At 44.8% G+C, this 15,778-nt stretch carries 14 protein-coding genes; 3 read left to right on the top strand and 11 right to left on the bottom strand.

Annotated elements, in window-relative coordinates; genetic code table 11:
* Position 1: 1 nt before the first annotated feature.
* The 5 genes from GGU45_RS20905 to map form a co-directional block, all read right to left on the bottom strand.
* Positions 2 to 1,765 (bottom strand): ATP-binding protein, encoded by a 1,764-nt coding sequence (locus tag GGU45_RS20905; RefSeq protein ID WP_435228104.1) that lies wholly within the window; start codon positions 1,763 to 1,765, stop codon positions 2 to 4.
* A complete protein-coding gene (locus GGU45_RS20900) occupies positions 1,762 to 2,955 on the bottom strand; it encodes an SIR2 family protein (RefSeq protein ID WP_435228103.1) in 1,194 nt (397 codons plus the stop codon). The genes GGU45_RS20905 and GGU45_RS20900 overlap by 4 nt, the downstream gene beginning before the upstream one ends.
* Positions 2,956 to 4,750: 1,795 nt before the next feature.
* Positions 4,751 to 5,152 carry a YcxB family protein gene (locus tag GGU45_RS20895; protein WP_435228101.1) on the bottom strand — a complete coding sequence of 134 codons (402 nt, stop codon included), beginning with the start codon at positions 5,150 to 5,152 and terminating at the stop codon, positions 4,751 to 4,753.
* A 415-nt stretch (positions 5,153 to 5,567) separates the two neighbouring features.
* On the bottom strand, positions 5,568 to 5,699 hold the full coding sequence (locus GGU45_RS20890; protein WP_435228099.1) for a hypothetical protein: 132 nt from the start codon (positions 5,697 to 5,699) through the stop codon (positions 5,568 to 5,570).
* A 144-nt stretch (positions 5,700 to 5,843) separates the two neighbouring features.
* Positions 5,844 to 6,608, bottom strand: coding sequence for a type I methionyl aminopeptidase (map, locus tag GGU45_RS20885; RefSeq protein ID WP_435228097.1), 765 nt, complete (start codon positions 6,606 to 6,608; stop codon positions 5,844 to 5,846).
* 325 nt (positions 6,609 to 6,933) lie between these two features.
* Between map and GGU45_RS20880 the strand changes: the two genes are divergently transcribed.
* On the top strand, positions 6,934 to 7,467 hold the full coding sequence (locus GGU45_RS20880; protein ID WP_435228096.1) for a helix-turn-helix domain-containing protein: 534 nt from the start codon (positions 6,934 to 6,936) through the stop codon (positions 7,465 to 7,467).
* A 193-nt stretch (positions 7,468 to 7,660) separates the two neighbouring features.
* Entirely contained in the window at positions 7,661 to 10,984 is a 3,324-nt protein-coding gene (locus GGU45_RS20875; protein ID WP_435228095.1) for a valine--tRNA ligase, read from the top strand.
* A gap of 7 nt (positions 10,985 to 10,991) precedes the next feature.
* Here the strand turns inward: GGU45_RS20875 and GGU45_RS20870 are convergent, their stop codons facing one another.
* Positions 10,992 to 11,666, bottom strand: a complete 675-nt coding sequence (locus GGU45_RS20870; protein ID WP_435228093.1) for a hypothetical protein — start codon at positions 11,664 to 11,666, stop codon at positions 10,992 to 10,994.
* 197 nt (positions 11,667 to 11,863) lie between these two features.
* Here GGU45_RS20870 and GGU45_RS20865 point away from each other — a divergent pair, with 197 nt between their 5' ends.
* Positions 11,864 to 12,376 (top strand): outer membrane beta-barrel protein, encoded by a 513-nt coding sequence (locus GGU45_RS20865; protein ID WP_435228091.1) that lies wholly within the window; start codon positions 11,864 to 11,866, stop codon positions 12,374 to 12,376.
* Positions 12,377 to 12,989: 613 nt separating this feature from the next.
* Here GGU45_RS20865 and ftsY read toward each other — a convergent pair.
* From ftsY to GGU45_RS20840, 5 genes are all read right to left on the bottom strand, one after another.
* Positions 12,990 to 13,952, bottom strand: coding sequence for a signal recognition particle-docking protein FtsY (ftsY, locus tag GGU45_RS20860; RefSeq protein ID WP_435228089.1), 963 nt, complete (start codon positions 13,950 to 13,952; stop codon positions 12,990 to 12,992).
* 171 nt (positions 13,953 to 14,123) lie between these two features.
* Entirely contained in the window at positions 14,124 to 14,297 is a 174-nt protein-coding gene (locus GGU45_RS20855) for a DUF4295 domain-containing protein (protein ID WP_114788942.1), read from the bottom strand.
* A gap of 106 nt (positions 14,298 to 14,403) precedes the next feature.
* Positions 14,404 to 14,592: a 50S ribosomal protein L33 gene (gene rpmG, locus GGU45_RS20850; RefSeq protein WP_018628657.1), complete on the bottom strand. Its 189-nt coding sequence runs from the start codon at positions 14,590 to 14,592 to the stop codon at positions 14,404 to 14,406.
* A 25-nt stretch (positions 14,593 to 14,617) separates the two neighbouring features.
* Positions 14,618 to 14,854 (bottom strand): 50S ribosomal protein L28, encoded by a 237-nt coding sequence (gene rpmB / locus GGU45_RS20845; protein ID WP_435228087.1) that lies wholly within the window; start codon positions 14,852 to 14,854, stop codon positions 14,618 to 14,620.
* A gap of 136 nt (positions 14,855 to 14,990) precedes the next feature.
* Entirely contained in the window at positions 14,991 to 15,776 is a 786-nt protein-coding gene (locus GGU45_RS20840; RefSeq protein WP_435228085.1) for a hypothetical protein, read from the bottom strand.
* Positions 15,777 to 15,778 lie beyond the last annotated feature (2 nt).

The raw sequence follows: 15,778 nt of genomic DNA, 5'->3' as shown, positions 1-15,778 counted from the left end.
GTTAAAACTTTTGTTGTCTTATTCTTGTTACTACTATTTTGTAATTATCATCGTTAAGTGGATGCTGCTTTGTCCAGCCTTCCACCAATTTAGGATCCTCGCTTGTTGGTCTCGGGCTATTTAATTTGATTCTCACTCGTGAAGGAATTTTAATAGCCTCGCCAACGATAATTGCTTCTCCTGTCCGTAAAGAAGGTAGCAAATCGATCAGACTATTCAAATTGTCGGGCGCAGAAGATTTTACAATTGACTGATCTCCCGAATTAGTAAGCCGTAAAGCAATGAAAGTTCCTACTTGTGCCAAAATTGTTTCTGAAATTTCAGATGGCCTTTGTGATATCACTAATGCGCCTAAACCAAATTTCCTGCCTTCTTTAAAAACTTGTTCAACTGCTAATTTTGAATAGCTGTTGTTGTCATTTTTACTAAGGTAAGTATGTGCTTCTTCGTATGCTAGCAATAGCGGTCTTTGCTTGCCTGTATATGCTTCGTTTCTCCCCCAAAACATACTATCGTAAACAAACCGTGTAATTAAACCAACAGTAATATCTAATACCTCAAAGGGAACTCCGCTCAAATCCAATATCGCAAGTTTGCTATCGCCTCCTATCCAAGCATTTAATAAACTACACAAGTCCTTTGTACCAGCAACTCCCTTAAATTCTCCTGGATTGAACAGAAAATCAAATCGGCTATCTTTTAATCGCGACAGGACTTTCTTTTCATAGGAATAATATTCACTATGTTTGGATTTAAATGGCGGTTGGTTATTTACAGAATAGGGTTCAAATTTGGCCGGTTCTAGATTATCATAGTTACCCTCATCTGTTTGTTTAGCAGTTGTTTTGTTTTGGTCGTCTTTATTTGCAGATGTAAAAGTTGCATTTAACCACCAATTCATCCTCCACCATAGCTCCCTTGAGCTAAACGGTATTGGAGAGTCTGAGGTTATAAAATTTTTGTCTACTGTTCCTGAAACCAAAACACTATTATCCTTTTTCAGAGTGGTAATTAACTCTCTAAACAGCCTATATTCTGGTCGTTGATCATCAGTCGGCTTTGCTCCTACAAGAAAATAGGCCAACTCATCAAAGTTCATTAACCAAAAAGGAATGAACAGTGGATTATTTTCATCATTAATTTTAAATACCTTAGCATCAGGAAACGCAGAAGCATATTCGCCATGTGGATCAACTAATACAACTCTTGAACCACCATAATCATCGAGAATTGCTTTAAGAACACTAACAGTCGTATTTGATTTTCCGCTTCCTGTTGAACCCAATATAGCACTATGACGTAATACTAATTTATGAATGTTTGTGTAAACCGAAAGATTTTCAGAAGATGAATGCTTTCCTATTTCTATTGAACCTGCATCTTTCTTACCATAAATATCAAAAAGATCTTTTTCGATTACCAAATGTACTTCATCGTTTATCGTTGGATATGTTCCAACACCTTTTTCAAAATCATCATCCCCGATTTTTTCTCCAACAAGCTGAACTGTCAAAAATCTTGAACCAAAATTGTATTTAAGTTGAGAATCTTCCAACTTATTCGGAGTATTACTAACAGAAGAAACAATTCCATAAATACAAATGTTTCCAATTGGCATTTTCACAAAAGTGCCAATTTGTCCAATTTTATATAATCTACCATTGATAATAGGTGCAGCAGAAGGAATGTCATTAGAAACTTCAACTTCTACAGTACTTGAATCAACACGGATTATTTTCCCCAAGTATGTAACTTCGCTTGTCATTTTGTAATCGTTTCTATTGCTTCTTTTTTACCTGAATTTGTAATTAAAAAATTAGCAAGCGCATTAAAATCTCCTAATATAAACTTATTTTCAGTTTGATTCCAGTAATGATCAAACTTCTCTGCAGGTGACTTGAGTTCCGTTTTTAAAAATTCCCATTCTCCTAAATTCCCATTGATAATTGCTTTAGTCGGACCAAAAACATTTAAATTCATATAGGACGACGTATGCCTGTGAAGATTCTCAACTTCTGCGTCTTGGAAAAAGAAGACCAATGCTGTAAGCCGATTATTCTGTCGTAAGCAATTAAAAATAATCTCGTTTATATGTTGATCGGAAAAAGAGTAACCAGTAAAAACAAATAGCAATTCTCCGCTTAATAAATAGTTTTTTAACCTGTCAAAATATGCGATAAACGGCTGCTTTTTTGATGAGTCGTATTTTTCCTTTGAGGGATAAATCACTAACTCATTTTCCTCGTCCTTTATGTTGTCTATTTTACCAATTCTTATTACTTTTTGAGATTTAGTTTTTGTGTCTTCTTTCCAAAACCAACTTAAAGAACCGTGAATTTTCCAAAGTCGAATCCAGTTCTGTGTCAAATCGTTTTTAGTTACAAACTGATCAATACTTTCTTGCCAAAAAAAGGGTTCGTACGAGCCAACGAAACCATCAAAGTATGGAATTTGACTTGCCTCCAAAGATTTTTCAATTATTAAATCATAATTTGTAGTAAAAACCTCTTTAGAAAAATCTCTGTTTAATAAACTTAACCATGCGAAAAATTTCTTGGTATTGTCAATATCTGCAATAGCTTCTTTTTCTGCAATGATGTCATAAATTACGGTACAAATTTCTTTATCTAGTTCTCTTGCTCTTTCTCCGCTTACCTTAAGATACTCTTTTTTCGATTCGCCAGTTAATTCTCTTATTCTTCTAATTTGGTTTAAAATATCTTCTATGTTAACTTTCCGTGGCCGAAGCGTTGGTTCTAGGTCAGCTTTTATTATTTTGAAATTTTTCAGCTGCTCCCCTTCCAATTTTTCTTCAATTCCTGTCGTCAACTGCTCAACGTTAGGAATTTTCAATGCACATGAAGTTCCTGCGCCAAAGAAGAAGCCAATATTCTTTGAATAAGAAAGTTGTGTTTTAAGTTCCCGTATTTCTCTAACTAAGTTTATTTTGTCCATATGGTTATCTGTTTACTGATTGGAGCAGTAAGGCGCCCGCTTGGTATGCCAATTAATAAACGCTTATAGTCGTTTGTAAACGCCTAAATACGAATACGCCATCGCTTTTATTGTTTAAAATTTTATTAGTTCCGCAACCGTTCTGGTTTTTGAGCTTCAGCAGTTTAATTTTTCCAAATGGTTGTTTTGCTAATATAGGACTTTTTTACAACTTACTAAAAATCATTACCGGCGGTTTGTACAAATATATACTTCCACAACAGCGCATTTTTACGGAAAACCGTAAGGGAGATTAATTACTAAGATTTAGGGAATCGGGCGGGCTGGGCTGGCGTGCACTTGCATTGGGGGAGATTAGGACCGGGGAGACATGGGGCAAGCATTTACATTTGGAGGACGCGGGACACGGGCGCTAAACTGATGCCCTATGCACCGCAACACAAGTGAGTGATCCCGCTTTCAACGGGACAGGCTCAGATCGATGCCACCTGTACTACAGCACAAGAGTGCGATCCCGCTTTCAGCGGGATACAGCCACCACCGGTACTGCAGCCGGGACAATATTTATACACCAACGGAAAAGCATTTTTACGGAAAACCGTATGGGGGTAGTGTCTCTGTAGCTGATGGGTAATGCTGATGGCCGTATGGCACTCACATAAAAAATGCAGCCGTTTAAAGTCTGCAAAACAAACTCAAAAAAAGTTCCGGAAACCCATATAAGAACGGCAACCGGAGGTTGTAAGGCGGCGATGCTATGGTGCGGCGATGCTGGGGTACCGGGCTATCTATTTTTCTATGAACCGTTTTGTTTGGGCAACCGCTTTTGCCTTTCTGTTTTTCAATGGTTTGTCTGTTTTTTAAATACCGGTTGCTATGCTCATATACTTATTTTCTAATAAATAGTAAAAAATGATTAGCCTTATGCTGCCCGTGGGATCCCGCTTTGATGCGGAAGACCGGGGCAACGAGCGGGTTTATAGACCGTGCCTACGGCACTCCCCGCTCCGGTAGCATGGCAGCTTCCACGGAATAAATTCCGGTGTTGTAACTATATGCCGGGCCGATGGCCCTTTGGGGCGGTGGTGCAGGTACTGCTTCGGTGGGGCCGGGGAGACCGGCGAGTAGGCAGACAGATCAGCGATCTGCGCCAAACAAAACTCTTTTATTCTCTACCCACCTTGCTCCAAACGCTCTTTGAAAAGTATTTCAACTATTTTAGTTCCCGTCGTTTCCTTTTCCTGGCCGCAATAACAACCAAAAAAATCAACACCCAACAAGCGATACCTATTAAACCATTTACCCTCACGCTTAAATAGCCGGAATCTCTCATATATTTCGAAAATATCATAAAGGCAAGCAAAATGCAAACAGAAACTAAAACGAAGTATCGGCTTTTGTAAAATCTATTCATATAATAAATATAATTCGATTGAAACAAAGTAATTTTATTTTTCTCAAATACCTGATTATCTGACAACCCGGTTATACGCATTTTTACGGAATACCGATGGCACTCCCCACTCCGGTAGCATGGCAGCTCCCCCGGAATAAATTCCGGTGTTGTAACTATTTGCCGGGCCGATGGCCTTTGTGGAGAACGGGCACTACGAGAAGCCGCATGGGTTGGCCCCGGAGCGGCAAGCGGACAACCCTATGGGCGTGCCTGATTATTCCCGCTCTGTAACCGGTTTTGTCTGGCGGAATAAATTACAGATTTTATAAAATGTGGGCAGGCCTGCAAGACCGGGCCGATGGTTTTTATAACAGGAGCTGTACCATATTAGAAAGCTACCTATAAGTTATTTTTTACTCCATGTTTTTGCAGGATTTCTTTTAGGGTTTGGATATCGCTCTCCGAAATGCTCCTTAGAGGAATGATGCTTGTTAAATCCCCGGCCTGCCAGATGAGCATCCACCGTTTGGTTTTGGTGCCTTTGAAAATTTTATCCCAGGTCATGGTTGCATTGAACGATTCGCCGGTAATGGTTAAATTTTGATCGCCGAAAACATATTCAATTTGTTCACACAGCCGGTGATTGTTTTTAAAACTCCGTTTGGATCTTATATATACACTTATAGGAAGCACAACCAGAAACAAAACAGGAAAGATTAACGCGTTTGGCATACTGGCTTTTGCTGTGTCTGGAAACAACAGTAAAAGGGGAATGACTGAAATCATCAGCGCGGTAATCATTCTGAAGATCGATTTTTTATAAAGGAGGTAAAAATCAAACCGGACAATATCGCTTTCGGTGAGTTTTGTAACAAGTTTCAATGAAATAGTTTTTTCTAAAATACTTACTTTTTCATACCTGGTGAAAATTTTCCGAATTAACGTATACCTCTATATTGGTAGCATATAAAGATCCGGACGATGGGCCTTACAAAGGCTATACTACACATGCTTATTTTAAACATGCACCTCCAATTGCTCTATATTGAAGTACTGAGGTTTAAAAGTACCAGTAGTAAGATATATCACATCAGGACGGATACAAAACAGATGCTCCCGATGGTCATCGCATGCGCGTCAGGTTAATTTTTGCCCTGGGAGCTGCAGCGCAGCGCACCGGTAATCATTGCGGTTGGTACAAGCCATGCACAGGAAATTACCGCCGCGCTGCGGCTACGGGAGGTTTTGGGCGCTCATCGTTATAGGGGTCAACGGCGCGCTGCGCCTGTTTGCCATTAAAAGATGCGATCCTTTTGGGCGTAAAAGGCTTACCCGTACTACATTTCATGGCAACATGAGCTGTTCTTAACCTGACGCGCATGCGATGGTCATCAGGACACTGCAGCACAAGAGTGCGACGCAACCTGGCCGCTATAAGCACTACAGCCGGGCTAATAAAAAATACGATTGATTATTGAAGCTATACGGGGTGTTAATTAAAGATGCCGTTCATTTCCGTTAGTATAACGGGCTGGCCGCCGGTTACCATTATGGTATGCTCGTGCTGGGCCATATAGCCGCCGTTGTTGCCTACAAGCGTCCACCCATCGCTGAGCTCGGTGGCATAGGTGGAGCTGGTGGATATAAAGGTTTCGATAGCTACCACGGAGTTTTTCTTAAACCGGCGTTGGTCATACCGGTTTTTATAGTTGAGTAATTCCTCCGGCTGCTCGTGCAGGCCGCGGCCAATACCATGCCCGCCCAGGTTTTTGATGACCATAAACCCGCTCTTTTTGGCCTGCGTTTCCATAAGGTGGCCCACGTCTGCAATCTTTACCCCGCCTTTAATATGGTCGATGGCCTGTTTTAATATGGCCCTGGAAGCGGCTACCAGTTTTTGATGCTGATGAATGTCGTTTCCCAGAACAAAGGATGCGCCGTTATCCGCCCAAAAACCGTTCAGCTCCGCAGATACATCAATATTTACCAGGTCGCCTTCTTTCAGGATCCGCTTAGCGGAAGGAATGCCGTGGCAAAACTCATTGTCCACACTGATGCAGGCACAGCCCGGAAACCCATAGGTGAGGGCGGGCGCGGGCCGGGCGCCAAAGCCGGCCAGAATTTTAGCGCCGTAGTCATCCAGCTCTTTTGTGGTCATGCCGGGCCGGGCATGGTCCATCATTTGCTTTAGTGTGTATGCAACGGCCTTACCTGCGTTTTGCATGCCTATAAGTTCGGATTCTTTTGTTATTGACATCGTGTTTATTTAGATCAAAACGGTTCCGGTTGCAAATTTACCATTTTATTTGCCCAAGCGCCGGGATCCGGGATCTTTTACTCAAATAGCTTATCAATTTGGCTCCACACCCCCGCCACGCTAAAAACCGCTTGCGGTACTGTGCTGACCTGCACCTGCAGAATAAGCCGGCTACCCTTTATGTGGCAAACTAGCCTGTTTCATAAAAAATTGCAACGTAAAATAGTGCAACAAATTTGTTGCACTATTTTATCTGTATTTAACATTGCAACGATTGTACCTGCAACAATAAATACTATTTTTATTGCAACAATAATTGGCTGTTATGAAAAACTTTAGAAAACAATGGGGGCTTACCCAGGAAGAACTGGCGGCATTGATCGGCGTTACCCGTGGCCTGTTATCGATGTATGAAAGCGGGCGTCGCCAGCTGCCTGGCCCCGCAAGTACCCGGCTGGCGGAACTGCACCTGCTGCTGCAACAACCGCCTGCAAACAAAACGCAGGCCACCGCCCTGCAACAGCACCAACTGGCGCAGCAGGCAAAAACAGCGAAGCTCCTGAACCACCGGGCCGGCAAGGCAGCCATGGAAGCGGCCCGTGCTGCCCGCATGCTGGATAAAATGCAGCAACGCTATGGGTACCTATCCCAAAAAATGCAGCTGATACAGGCCATGCTACCCGGTGCGGCGCCAGACTCGATGCAAAAAGCTACGCTGATTTATATGGAGTCAAAGCTGATGAGCGCGATGGAACGCTGCTCCCCGGCCCGGCAGGCATTGGTAGCCTGCCAACTTGCAGCCTGCACAGCGCTGGAACAAGCGGCTTTAACGGCTTGCAGGCATATAAAGCAAGCCTGATCCGGAAGCCTTTTTACGCCAAAAAAACCGGGCGGCCGGCCCTGTTACCGCTTCATCAATTTACCCGCGCATTTTTACCTCCATATCCTTTGCCGGCAGCACTGCGCTCTGGTTTGCGGTGTGGTCTGCGGCTGCTGTTTTCCCCCTCCTAACATTTATTTCGATGCAAAAAATGCAGTAAATTTGCCGCCTTATGGAATTAACAAAGAATTTTGAGCCAGCAGCTATTGAGACCCGGTGGACCGGGCATTGGAAGAAAAAAGGGTATTTTAACAGCACCCCGGATGAACGCCCGGCCTATACCGTGGTCATTCCGCCCCCCAATGTTACCGGCGTGCTGCACATGGGACACACTCTCAATGAAACCGTGCAGGACATACTGGTGCGCCGTGCCCGCATGAGCGGCTTTAACGCCTGCTGGGTACCCGGCAGCGACCACGCATCCATTGCCACGGAGGCCAAAGTAGTGCAGATGCTGAAGGAGGAAAAGGGCATTGATAAAAACAGCCTGACCCGCGAAGAATTCCTGAAATACGCTTTTGAATGGAAAGAAAAATATGGCGGCATTATCTATAACCAGATCGAGCGCCTGGGTTGCAGTGTAGACTGGAGCCGGGTAAGCTTTACCATGGACGATCACTATTACAAAGCCGTTATAAAGGTTTTTGTAGACCTGTATAATAAAGGGCTCATTTACCGGGGCGCCCGTATGATCAACTGGGACCCGGCCGCCAAAACAGCCCTCAGCGATGAGGAAGTGGAATACCGCGAGGTGCAGAGCAAGCTGTATTATGTACAATACAAGCTGGACGGCGAAACGGGCACGATTGGGGAGCCCCTTCTGAAGATCTGGACAGCAAAGGAATTGCTGGCAAAAGCAAAAAACATTGTTCGGAGCCTTGTAAACAAAATCAAATCGGATCCGTCTAATGCCATTGATAAAACGGTTATTGGAAGCGTAACACCGGAGGGTGCGGTATTCCTGTCAGCACTTACAGGCATTGAAATTAATGAAGGTTATGTACACGCAATAGACAGAAGCAGTTTTAATCATATACTCAATAACCATGGCAACCCGGCTATAGAAGAAGGCCGGGGGCAGATTGCGATAACAGAGCAGGACTTTGAATTGATCATTGATGTATTGAACCAACCTGATGAGGTAGTTGCATCAGGTTCGAACAAACAACAAAAAGAAACGATCACTTATTGTAAAACATTTGAAGACGGCACCATTATTTACTTAGAGGAGATAAGAACCGGCCGGGAAGAACTGATGCTGCAAACTATGCGCAAAATGAAAGGGAAGACTGGATTAGAATCTTCCCTTACAAGCGGGCGAGCTGTGCCTTCCGACAACCCGGAGATTCCGGGAATGGAATCCTTCTCTCACACGTCCGAAACGACTCCCGCTGATGCAAAGATACCAAAAATTATTGATTTTGATATTTTAGCGGACAAAGAAGATATGCGCACCGCTAATCAATTTATTACCATTGCCACTACCCGCCCGGAAACCATTTTGGGCGATACCGCCATCTGCGTAAACCCCAATGATGCGCGCTACCAACATTTAAAAGGTGCCTATGCTTTTGTGCCCCTGCTTAACCGCCGCATCCCCATCATCTTTGATGAATATGTGGATATGGAATTTGGTACCGGGGCCCTGAAGATCACTCCGGCACATGATATCAACGACTATAACCTGGGGCTGAAACATAACCTGGAGGTGATTGATACCCTGAATGAAGACGGCACCCTGAGCAAAGCCGCCCAATTATATGTAGGGGAAGATCGCTTTGCCGTGCGTAAGAAAATTGTGGAAGACCTGGACAGAGCGGGTAACCTGGTAAAAACAGAGGACATCGTTAACAAGAACGGTTTTTCCCAGCGCAGCAATGCCGTGGTAGAACCCCGCATCTCTACCCAGTGGTTTGTAAAAATGAAGGAGCTGGCCGAGCCTGCATTAAAAGCAGTAGTGGATGGCGATATAAAAATACACCCCGGCGACCGTTTCCTGGCCACCTATAAATACTGGCTGGAGAACGTGAAAGACTGGTGCATCAGCCGCCAGTTATGGTGGGGTCAGCAAATACCGGCATGGTATGCGCCCGACGGAACCTTTGTGGTGGCAGAGAATAAAGAAGCAGCTTTTAGTCAATGGGCAAAAGTAAATAGTGAATCCGCAAAAGGCATGGACCATTCACCATTCACTATTGACGACTTTAAACAGGATAGCGATGTCCTCGACACCTGGTTCTCCTCCTGGCTCTGGCCCAGTGAGGTGTTCCATGGTATTACCAATCCCGGCAATGCCGATATCAGCTACTACTACCCCACATCGGTGCTGGTAACGGGGCAGGATATTATTTTCTTCTGGGTAGCACGGATGGTTATGGCCGGCCTGGAATACGAAAAGGAAATCCCCTTTAAAGATGTATACTTCACCGGCATGGTGCGGGATAAGCTGGGTCGTAAAATGAGCAAGCAGCTGGGTAACTCACCGGACCTGCTCAAGCTCATTGACACATACGGCGCCGATGCTGTGCGTTTTGGCATTATGATCTCTGCCCCCGCGGGCAATGACCTGTTGTTTGACGAAAGCTCATTGGAACAGGGCCGCAATTTTAATAATAAGATCTGGAACGCGCTGAAGCTGGTGCGTATGTGGCAGAACAATCCCAATGGTATTACGGAAGCTACCACTGGTGAAGCGGATACTGCTGCCTCCTGGATGCGCAACCGTATTGAGCAGGCAAAGGCCGAAATGGAAAACCTTTTTAGTGAATTCCGCCTCAGCGAAGGATTAAAAACATTGTATTCCCTGATCTGGGACGATTTCTGCTCCTGGTACCTGGAATGGCAAAAGCCTGCACAGGGCCAGCCCACGAGCGGCGCTAAATTGCGGGCCACCATCGCCTTCTTTGAAGAGCTGCTGCAATTGCTGCACCCCTATATGCCGTTTATTACCGAAGAGATCTATCACCAGTTGCAGGACCAAAGCGATGATCTTTCTGTAAAACAATATGCGCCCACAGAGGCTACAGATAACCGCATACTGGCACAGGGCGAACTGCTGAAACAAACCATCACTGCTATCCGTGATGCGCGGGTGAAGAACAACATTAAGAGCAAAGAACCGGTGAAACTTTTTGTGCAAACGGCACAGCCGGATAACTATACCAATGTTGACTTTGCTTGGATCCTGGGACGTCAGGCCAATGTGGAAGCCATTGCCATTACAACAGAAACGGTTGATAAATGTATCAACGTTTTAGTAGGTAAAGACAAGCTGTTTATTTTGCCCGCTACGGAGCTGGATACCACCCTGCAGAAAGAGCAGCTGCAAAAAGACCTGGTATACCTGCAGGGCTTTCTGGCATCGGTTGATAAAAAACTCGGCAATGAGCGTTTTGTACAAAATGCCAAACCGGAAGTGGTAGCCATCGAACGCCGCAAGAAAGCAGATGCGGAGGAAAAAATAGCGGCACTGGAAGCAAGCCTGAAAAGCCTCTGACAACGCCCTATTGAGGAATATTCAGCGTACCGCAAAGTTGCGCATAGCTTAGGCTATTGATGGAACGTCCGTTTGCCAGCGCAATGGCAACACTACCCGGAATGATCACGTACCGGAACGCATGAGCAGGGCTAATTTCTCCGGAACTGCTATAAGCATTCATACTGCTTACGAGTTTGATCCTTAAATTTCCTACGGTGGCAATTGCCGACCAGGTATCCGTATTGGTTGCTGTTCCTATTTGATATAATATATTGATAGGCAGTTGCGCCGTCTGATTGGCAGGCCATAAACTGGTGTTATAACCATTCAACTTACCGTAAACAAGAACCGTTCCTTTGTCCAGGATAGCCTGGGTAATAGCTGGGGCGGCCTTATCAAATACAAATTCGTATATGCCGAAATGAGGACTTACTGCATACGTAGATGGGGTAAACCAGTCAGAATATTGAACATTAGCTGTTCCCGCCGGCCCCTGCGCCCCTGTAGTGCCCTGTTGCCCGGTAGCACCGGTAGAACCCGTGGCTCCTGTTTGGCCCTGGGCGCCTTGTGCTCCCGTTTGGCCCTGGGTACCTTGTGCTCCCGTAGCACCCTGTGGACCAGCAGGGCCGGTATCTCCTTTTTTGCAACTGGTAACACTCCCAACAAACAATGCGAACGCAATAAAAAGAATCGTTTTCATAATTTAACTTTTTGGTTTAAAAAAACAATTGAAGTTATTGCAGTCTTCAAAGTAATAAAATACCTAATTACAGTTACTTAGCCGCCGGCAAAAAAACCCGCCATTCTTTCATTTTCCCGATCCACTGATGCTGCAATAAGGGTACAATAATTGCAGAAAAAGAAGAAGCGCTATTAAACAGTAAATTCCCCTGCTCCATGAAATATTTTCATTTTTTGCTCATCCCTATATTTACAATTTGTTTATCCGTCACCGCGCGGGCGCAATGGAAAGGTTTTAGTATTGGTCCTTACGGGGAATATGCGGTTCCACAGGGCGAATTTGGCAATAACTTTAATTGGGGCGCCGGTGTGGGTGGCGCCGCCGACATCCGGCTCATCAAAAAGCTGGCGCTTACCGGCTCTGTTGGCTATATGTATTTTCGGGGAGCGGAGCGCACCGATGAAGCAGGCAACCCCTACCGGGTGTATGACCTCAAAGCCGTTCCTGTTCGCGCGGGATTGAAATACCGCCTTATTCCATTGTTGTACGTAAAGCTGGAAGCAGGCAGCGCCAAATATAGTGGCAATCATTATGATGGTTCCGCCTTTATCCTGTCGCCGGGTGTTGGCCTGCGGGTACTGGGTTTTGATCTGCAGGCCAGGTATGAAGCCTGGATGAAAGACGGCACAAAAAGCTTTGTAGGCTTTAAAGCGGGATGGAATTTCTGACAACCTGGAGGCTGCTGTAAATATTTTTTTTCATGGACACAAAGACACCACGGCACCAGGATACACTAAGAATTTTATAGTAGCCACTGAAGCACTGAAAAAACAGTAAGTTTTATTCCCTTCTTCGTGTGTCTTCGGGCCTTTGAGTCTTCGTGGTTTCGCGGCCATAAAGACACAAGGACACGATGATGCACGAAGCATTCGACAAAACCGCCGCGCCTTTGCTCCTCCGCGTCTTTGCGTGAAATAAACCAACGGCGCCACAAAGACACCACGGCACCAGGATTCACTAAGAATTTTATAGTAGCCGCTGAAGCGCTGAAAAACAGCAAGGCTTATTCCCCTCTTCGTGTGTCTTCGGGCCTTTGAGTCTTCGTGGTTTCGCGGCCATAAAGACACAAGGACACGATGATGCACGAAGCATTCGATAAAACCGCCGCGCCTTTGCTCCTCCGCGTCTTTGCGTGAAATAAACCAACGGCGCCACAAAGACACCACGGCACCAGGATACACTAAGAATTTAATATTAGCCACTGAAGCGCTGAAAAACAGTAAGTTTTATTCCCCTCTTCGTGTGTCTTCGGGCCTTTGAGTCTTCGTGGTTTCATGGCCCTTACTTATCCAGGCTAAACAAACTATCTACAAACTCGTGTTTATCAAACACCAGCAGGTCTTCCATTTTTTCACCCACGCCAATAAATTTCACCGGTATTTTAAACTGGTCGGCAATCGCCAGCACCACGCCGCCCTTTGCCGTTCCATCGAGCTTTGTAATAGCCAGTGCCGTTACATCCGTAGCAGCCGTAAAATGCTTGGCCTGCTCCAATGCGTTTTGCCCGGTAGAGCCGTCCAGCACCAGCAATACTTCCTGGGGGGCCGATGGTATAAATTTCTGGATCACCCGTTTGATCTTGTTCAGCTCATCCATCAGGTGGGCTTTATTGTGTAACCTCCCTGCGGTATCAATGATCACCACATCGCTGCCCCGGCTTACCGCACTCTGAGCGGTATCAAAAGCAACAGCAGCAGGATCGCTGCCCATTCCCTGCTTCACAATCGGCACTCCCACCCGCTCACTCCAGATGGTCAGCTGATCCACCGCAGCGGCACGGAAGGTATCCGCTGCACCCAGTAGCACATTCTTGCCGGCTTTTTTAAAATTATAGGCCAGCTTACCGATGGTGGTTGTTTTGCCCACGCCATTTACACCCACTACCAAAATAATATAGGGTTTGGCAGGCAGTTCACTTTCAAAAGTATAGCTTGATCCGGAAGGCGCCTCCACCAACACTCCTTCAATCTCTTCCTGCAGAATCCGGTTCAGCTCGCTGGTGCCCATATATTTATCTTTGGCCACCCGCTTCTCTACCCGTTCAATAATACGTACCGTGGTTTCAATACCCACATCGGCGCCCACCAACGCTTCTTCCAGGCTATCCAGCACTTCCTCATCAACCGTGCTCTTCCCCGCAATCGCCTTGCTGATCTTTGAAAGAAACCCTTCCTTGGTTTTCTGCAAACCCTGATCCAGCGACTCCTTCTCTTTCTTTCCAAATAACTTTCCAAAAAAACTCATTCTCTTTGTTTCAGGTTTAAGCCCACCCGGATAACCCGGATCGAACGGGATTTAAAGTTTGAAGTTACGACCAAAACCATAAACGTCAAACATCAAACTTCTAACGTAAAAAGCAAAAGCCATCCGTTTAAAAAAACGAACAGCTTTTAATATGATAATGAAAGCAGGAGCTTATTTCTGAGCTAAAAAATCTTTAACTTTCTCCTTGTGCACGATTTGCTCCTTAAAGGTATAGGCACCTGTTTTTGGGCTACGGACTGCACGGATCACCTTCGTCCAGTTTTTAGACTCTGCTGCTGCTTTAGCATCTTTTACCTTCGAGTTCTTTGAAGCTGCTTTTGCCATTTTATATTAATTTGAAAATGTGAGAAACGTGGGAAATGTGGAGATGTGAGAATGTGAAATAAAGACCATTTACACATTTGCACACTTACACACTTTCACATTTAATTTATTTAATTTCTTTGTGAACGGTTACTTTCTTCAGAATAGGGTTGTATTTCTTCAACTCTAAACGCTCAGGGTTGTTCTTTTTGTTTTTTACGGTAATATACCGGCTGGTCCCGGGCTGACCGCTGGTCTTGTGCTCAGTACATTCCAGAATTACCTGTACCCTGTTTCCTTTTGCTTTCTTCGCCATTGTATAATGCTTTAAACTGCTTTAGTTAGATTTTTTCGCCTCTTGCACGCAATTGTTTCACTACAGCGTACAAACCATTTTTATTGATGGTGCGCAGGGCATCAGTAGATAATTTCAATGTGATCCATTTATCTTCCTCTACCAGGTAAAATCTCTTTTTTTGCAAGTTAGGCAAAAAACGGCGCTTAGTCTTAATATTGGAGTGAGAAACCTTATGTCCTCCAATGGGGGTTTTACCTGTAACCTGACATACTCTTGCCATAATGAATAAAATTTAGGAGTGCAAAGGTAGGGAATTAATTACAATTTTTACCACAAACCCTCACATTATTTTTTTACAAAAAGGATAGCGAACCAAAAAGACACAATCCGTTCATAATAAAACAATTGCAAAATTACTATTTCTTCGGGAACGGGATCATGATAAAAAACGAGGCATCCGCGCCAAGATTAAGGCTGCTGCGGTCAAAATGCAGCGCCAGGTCCTCCTCCGTTACTCCGGTATAACGGTTTGTCCGAAAGACGGTCTGTGAAAAATCCGTCTTAAAATAAGCCGCGCGGGTACTAATAGTTACCGCAATACGCCGGGAGATCCGGTATCCCGCCAGCATCCCCGGCGAAACAGTAAAAGGCGCGGGGGAACTTTTCCCTTTTTTTGTTATTGAATAGTAGGTATTTGTTTGTTGTTTGCGTGCTGCGGCATGGAGACCGGCCGTATTGAAACTGGTAACGCCCAGGCCCAGGCTGCCCCAAAAAAACCAACGCTTGTTTTCAAAACGATATACCGGGCCGGCAAGCGCCCGAAACGAGCCTGGGTCATCAACAAAATCCCAGTTATGACCATAAGCAGGGCGCTCAAATTCAAAATCGGAATAGTAAGCCTCCAGCGACTGATTTAATACGTTTACCTGCTGTTCATTCACCGATACGGGATCAATATTAAAAGCAATCATTAGTCCCCACCTTTTTGCCGGAAAAACATAAATGGATGGGTTGATGGCCCCGTAATGGTCCCGGTACCCCAACAGCCCGTCCATCGGGTTCCGTGTTATATAATTTTTTAAAGAAAAATTATACCCTCCGCCCCCGCCCAGGCTCATCAGCTTTTGGTAGGTGGGTACAGACTGGGAAAACAGTTCAAAAAAACAAAATACTGCAACCACGGTAAAAAATGTGCTTCGCATCG

Origin of the sequence: Niabella hirudinis (assembly GCF_051201075.1) — a bacterium.
GTDB lineage: Bacteria > Bacteroidota > Bacteroidia > Chitinophagales > Chitinophagaceae > Niabella > Niabella hirudinis.
This window is presented reverse-complemented; position numbering and strand designations above follow the sequence as displayed.

Coding starts and splice junctions, on each gene's coding strand:
- GGU45_RS20905 (WP_435228104.1), bottom strand. CDS start 1,765: ATGACAAGCGAAGTTACATACTTGGGGAAAATAATCCGTGTTGATTCA.
- GGU45_RS20900 (WP_435228103.1), bottom strand. CDS start 2,955: ATGGACAAAATAAACTTAGTTAGAGAAATACGGGAACTTAAAACACAA.
- GGU45_RS20895 (WP_435228101.1), bottom strand. CDS start 5,152: ATGATTACCGCGCTGATGATTTCAGTCATTCCCCTTTTACTGTTGTTT.
- GGU45_RS20890 (WP_435228099.1), bottom strand. CDS start 5,699: ATGAAATGTAGTACGGGTAAGCCTTTTACGCCCAAAAGGATCGCATCT.
- map (WP_435228097.1), bottom strand. CDS start 6,608: ATGTCAATAACAAAAGAATCCGAACTTATAGGCATGCAAAACGCAGGT.
- GGU45_RS20880 (WP_435228096.1), top strand. CDS start 6,934: ATGAAAAACTTTAGAAAACAATGGGGGCTTACCCAGGAAGAACTGGCG.
- GGU45_RS20875 (WP_435228095.1), top strand. CDS start 7,661: ATGGAATTAACAAAGAATTTTGAGCCAGCAGCTATTGAGACCCGGTGG.
- GGU45_RS20870 (WP_435228093.1), bottom strand. CDS start 11,666: ATGAAAACGATTCTTTTTATTGCGTTCGCATTGTTTGTTGGGAGTGTT.
- GGU45_RS20865 (WP_435228091.1), top strand. CDS start 11,864: ATGAAATATTTTCATTTTTTGCTCATCCCTATATTTACAATTTGTTTA.
- ftsY (WP_435228089.1), bottom strand. CDS start 13,952: ATGAGTTTTTTTGGAAAGTTATTTGGAAAGAAAGAGAAGGAGTCGCTG.
- GGU45_RS20855 (WP_114788942.1), bottom strand. CDS start 14,297: ATGGCAAAAGCAGCTTCAAAGAACTCGAAGGTAAAAGATGCTAAAGCA.
- rpmG (WP_018628657.1), bottom strand. CDS start 14,592: ATGGCGAAGAAAGCAAAAGGAAACAGGGTACAGGTAATTCTGGAATGT.
- rpmB (WP_435228087.1), bottom strand. CDS start 14,854: ATGGCAAGAGTATGTCAGGTTACAGGTAAAACCCCCATTGGAGGACAT.
- GGU45_RS20840 (WP_435228085.1), bottom strand. CDS start 15,776: ATGCGAAGCACATTTTTTACCGTGGTTGCAGTATTTTGTTTTTTTGAA.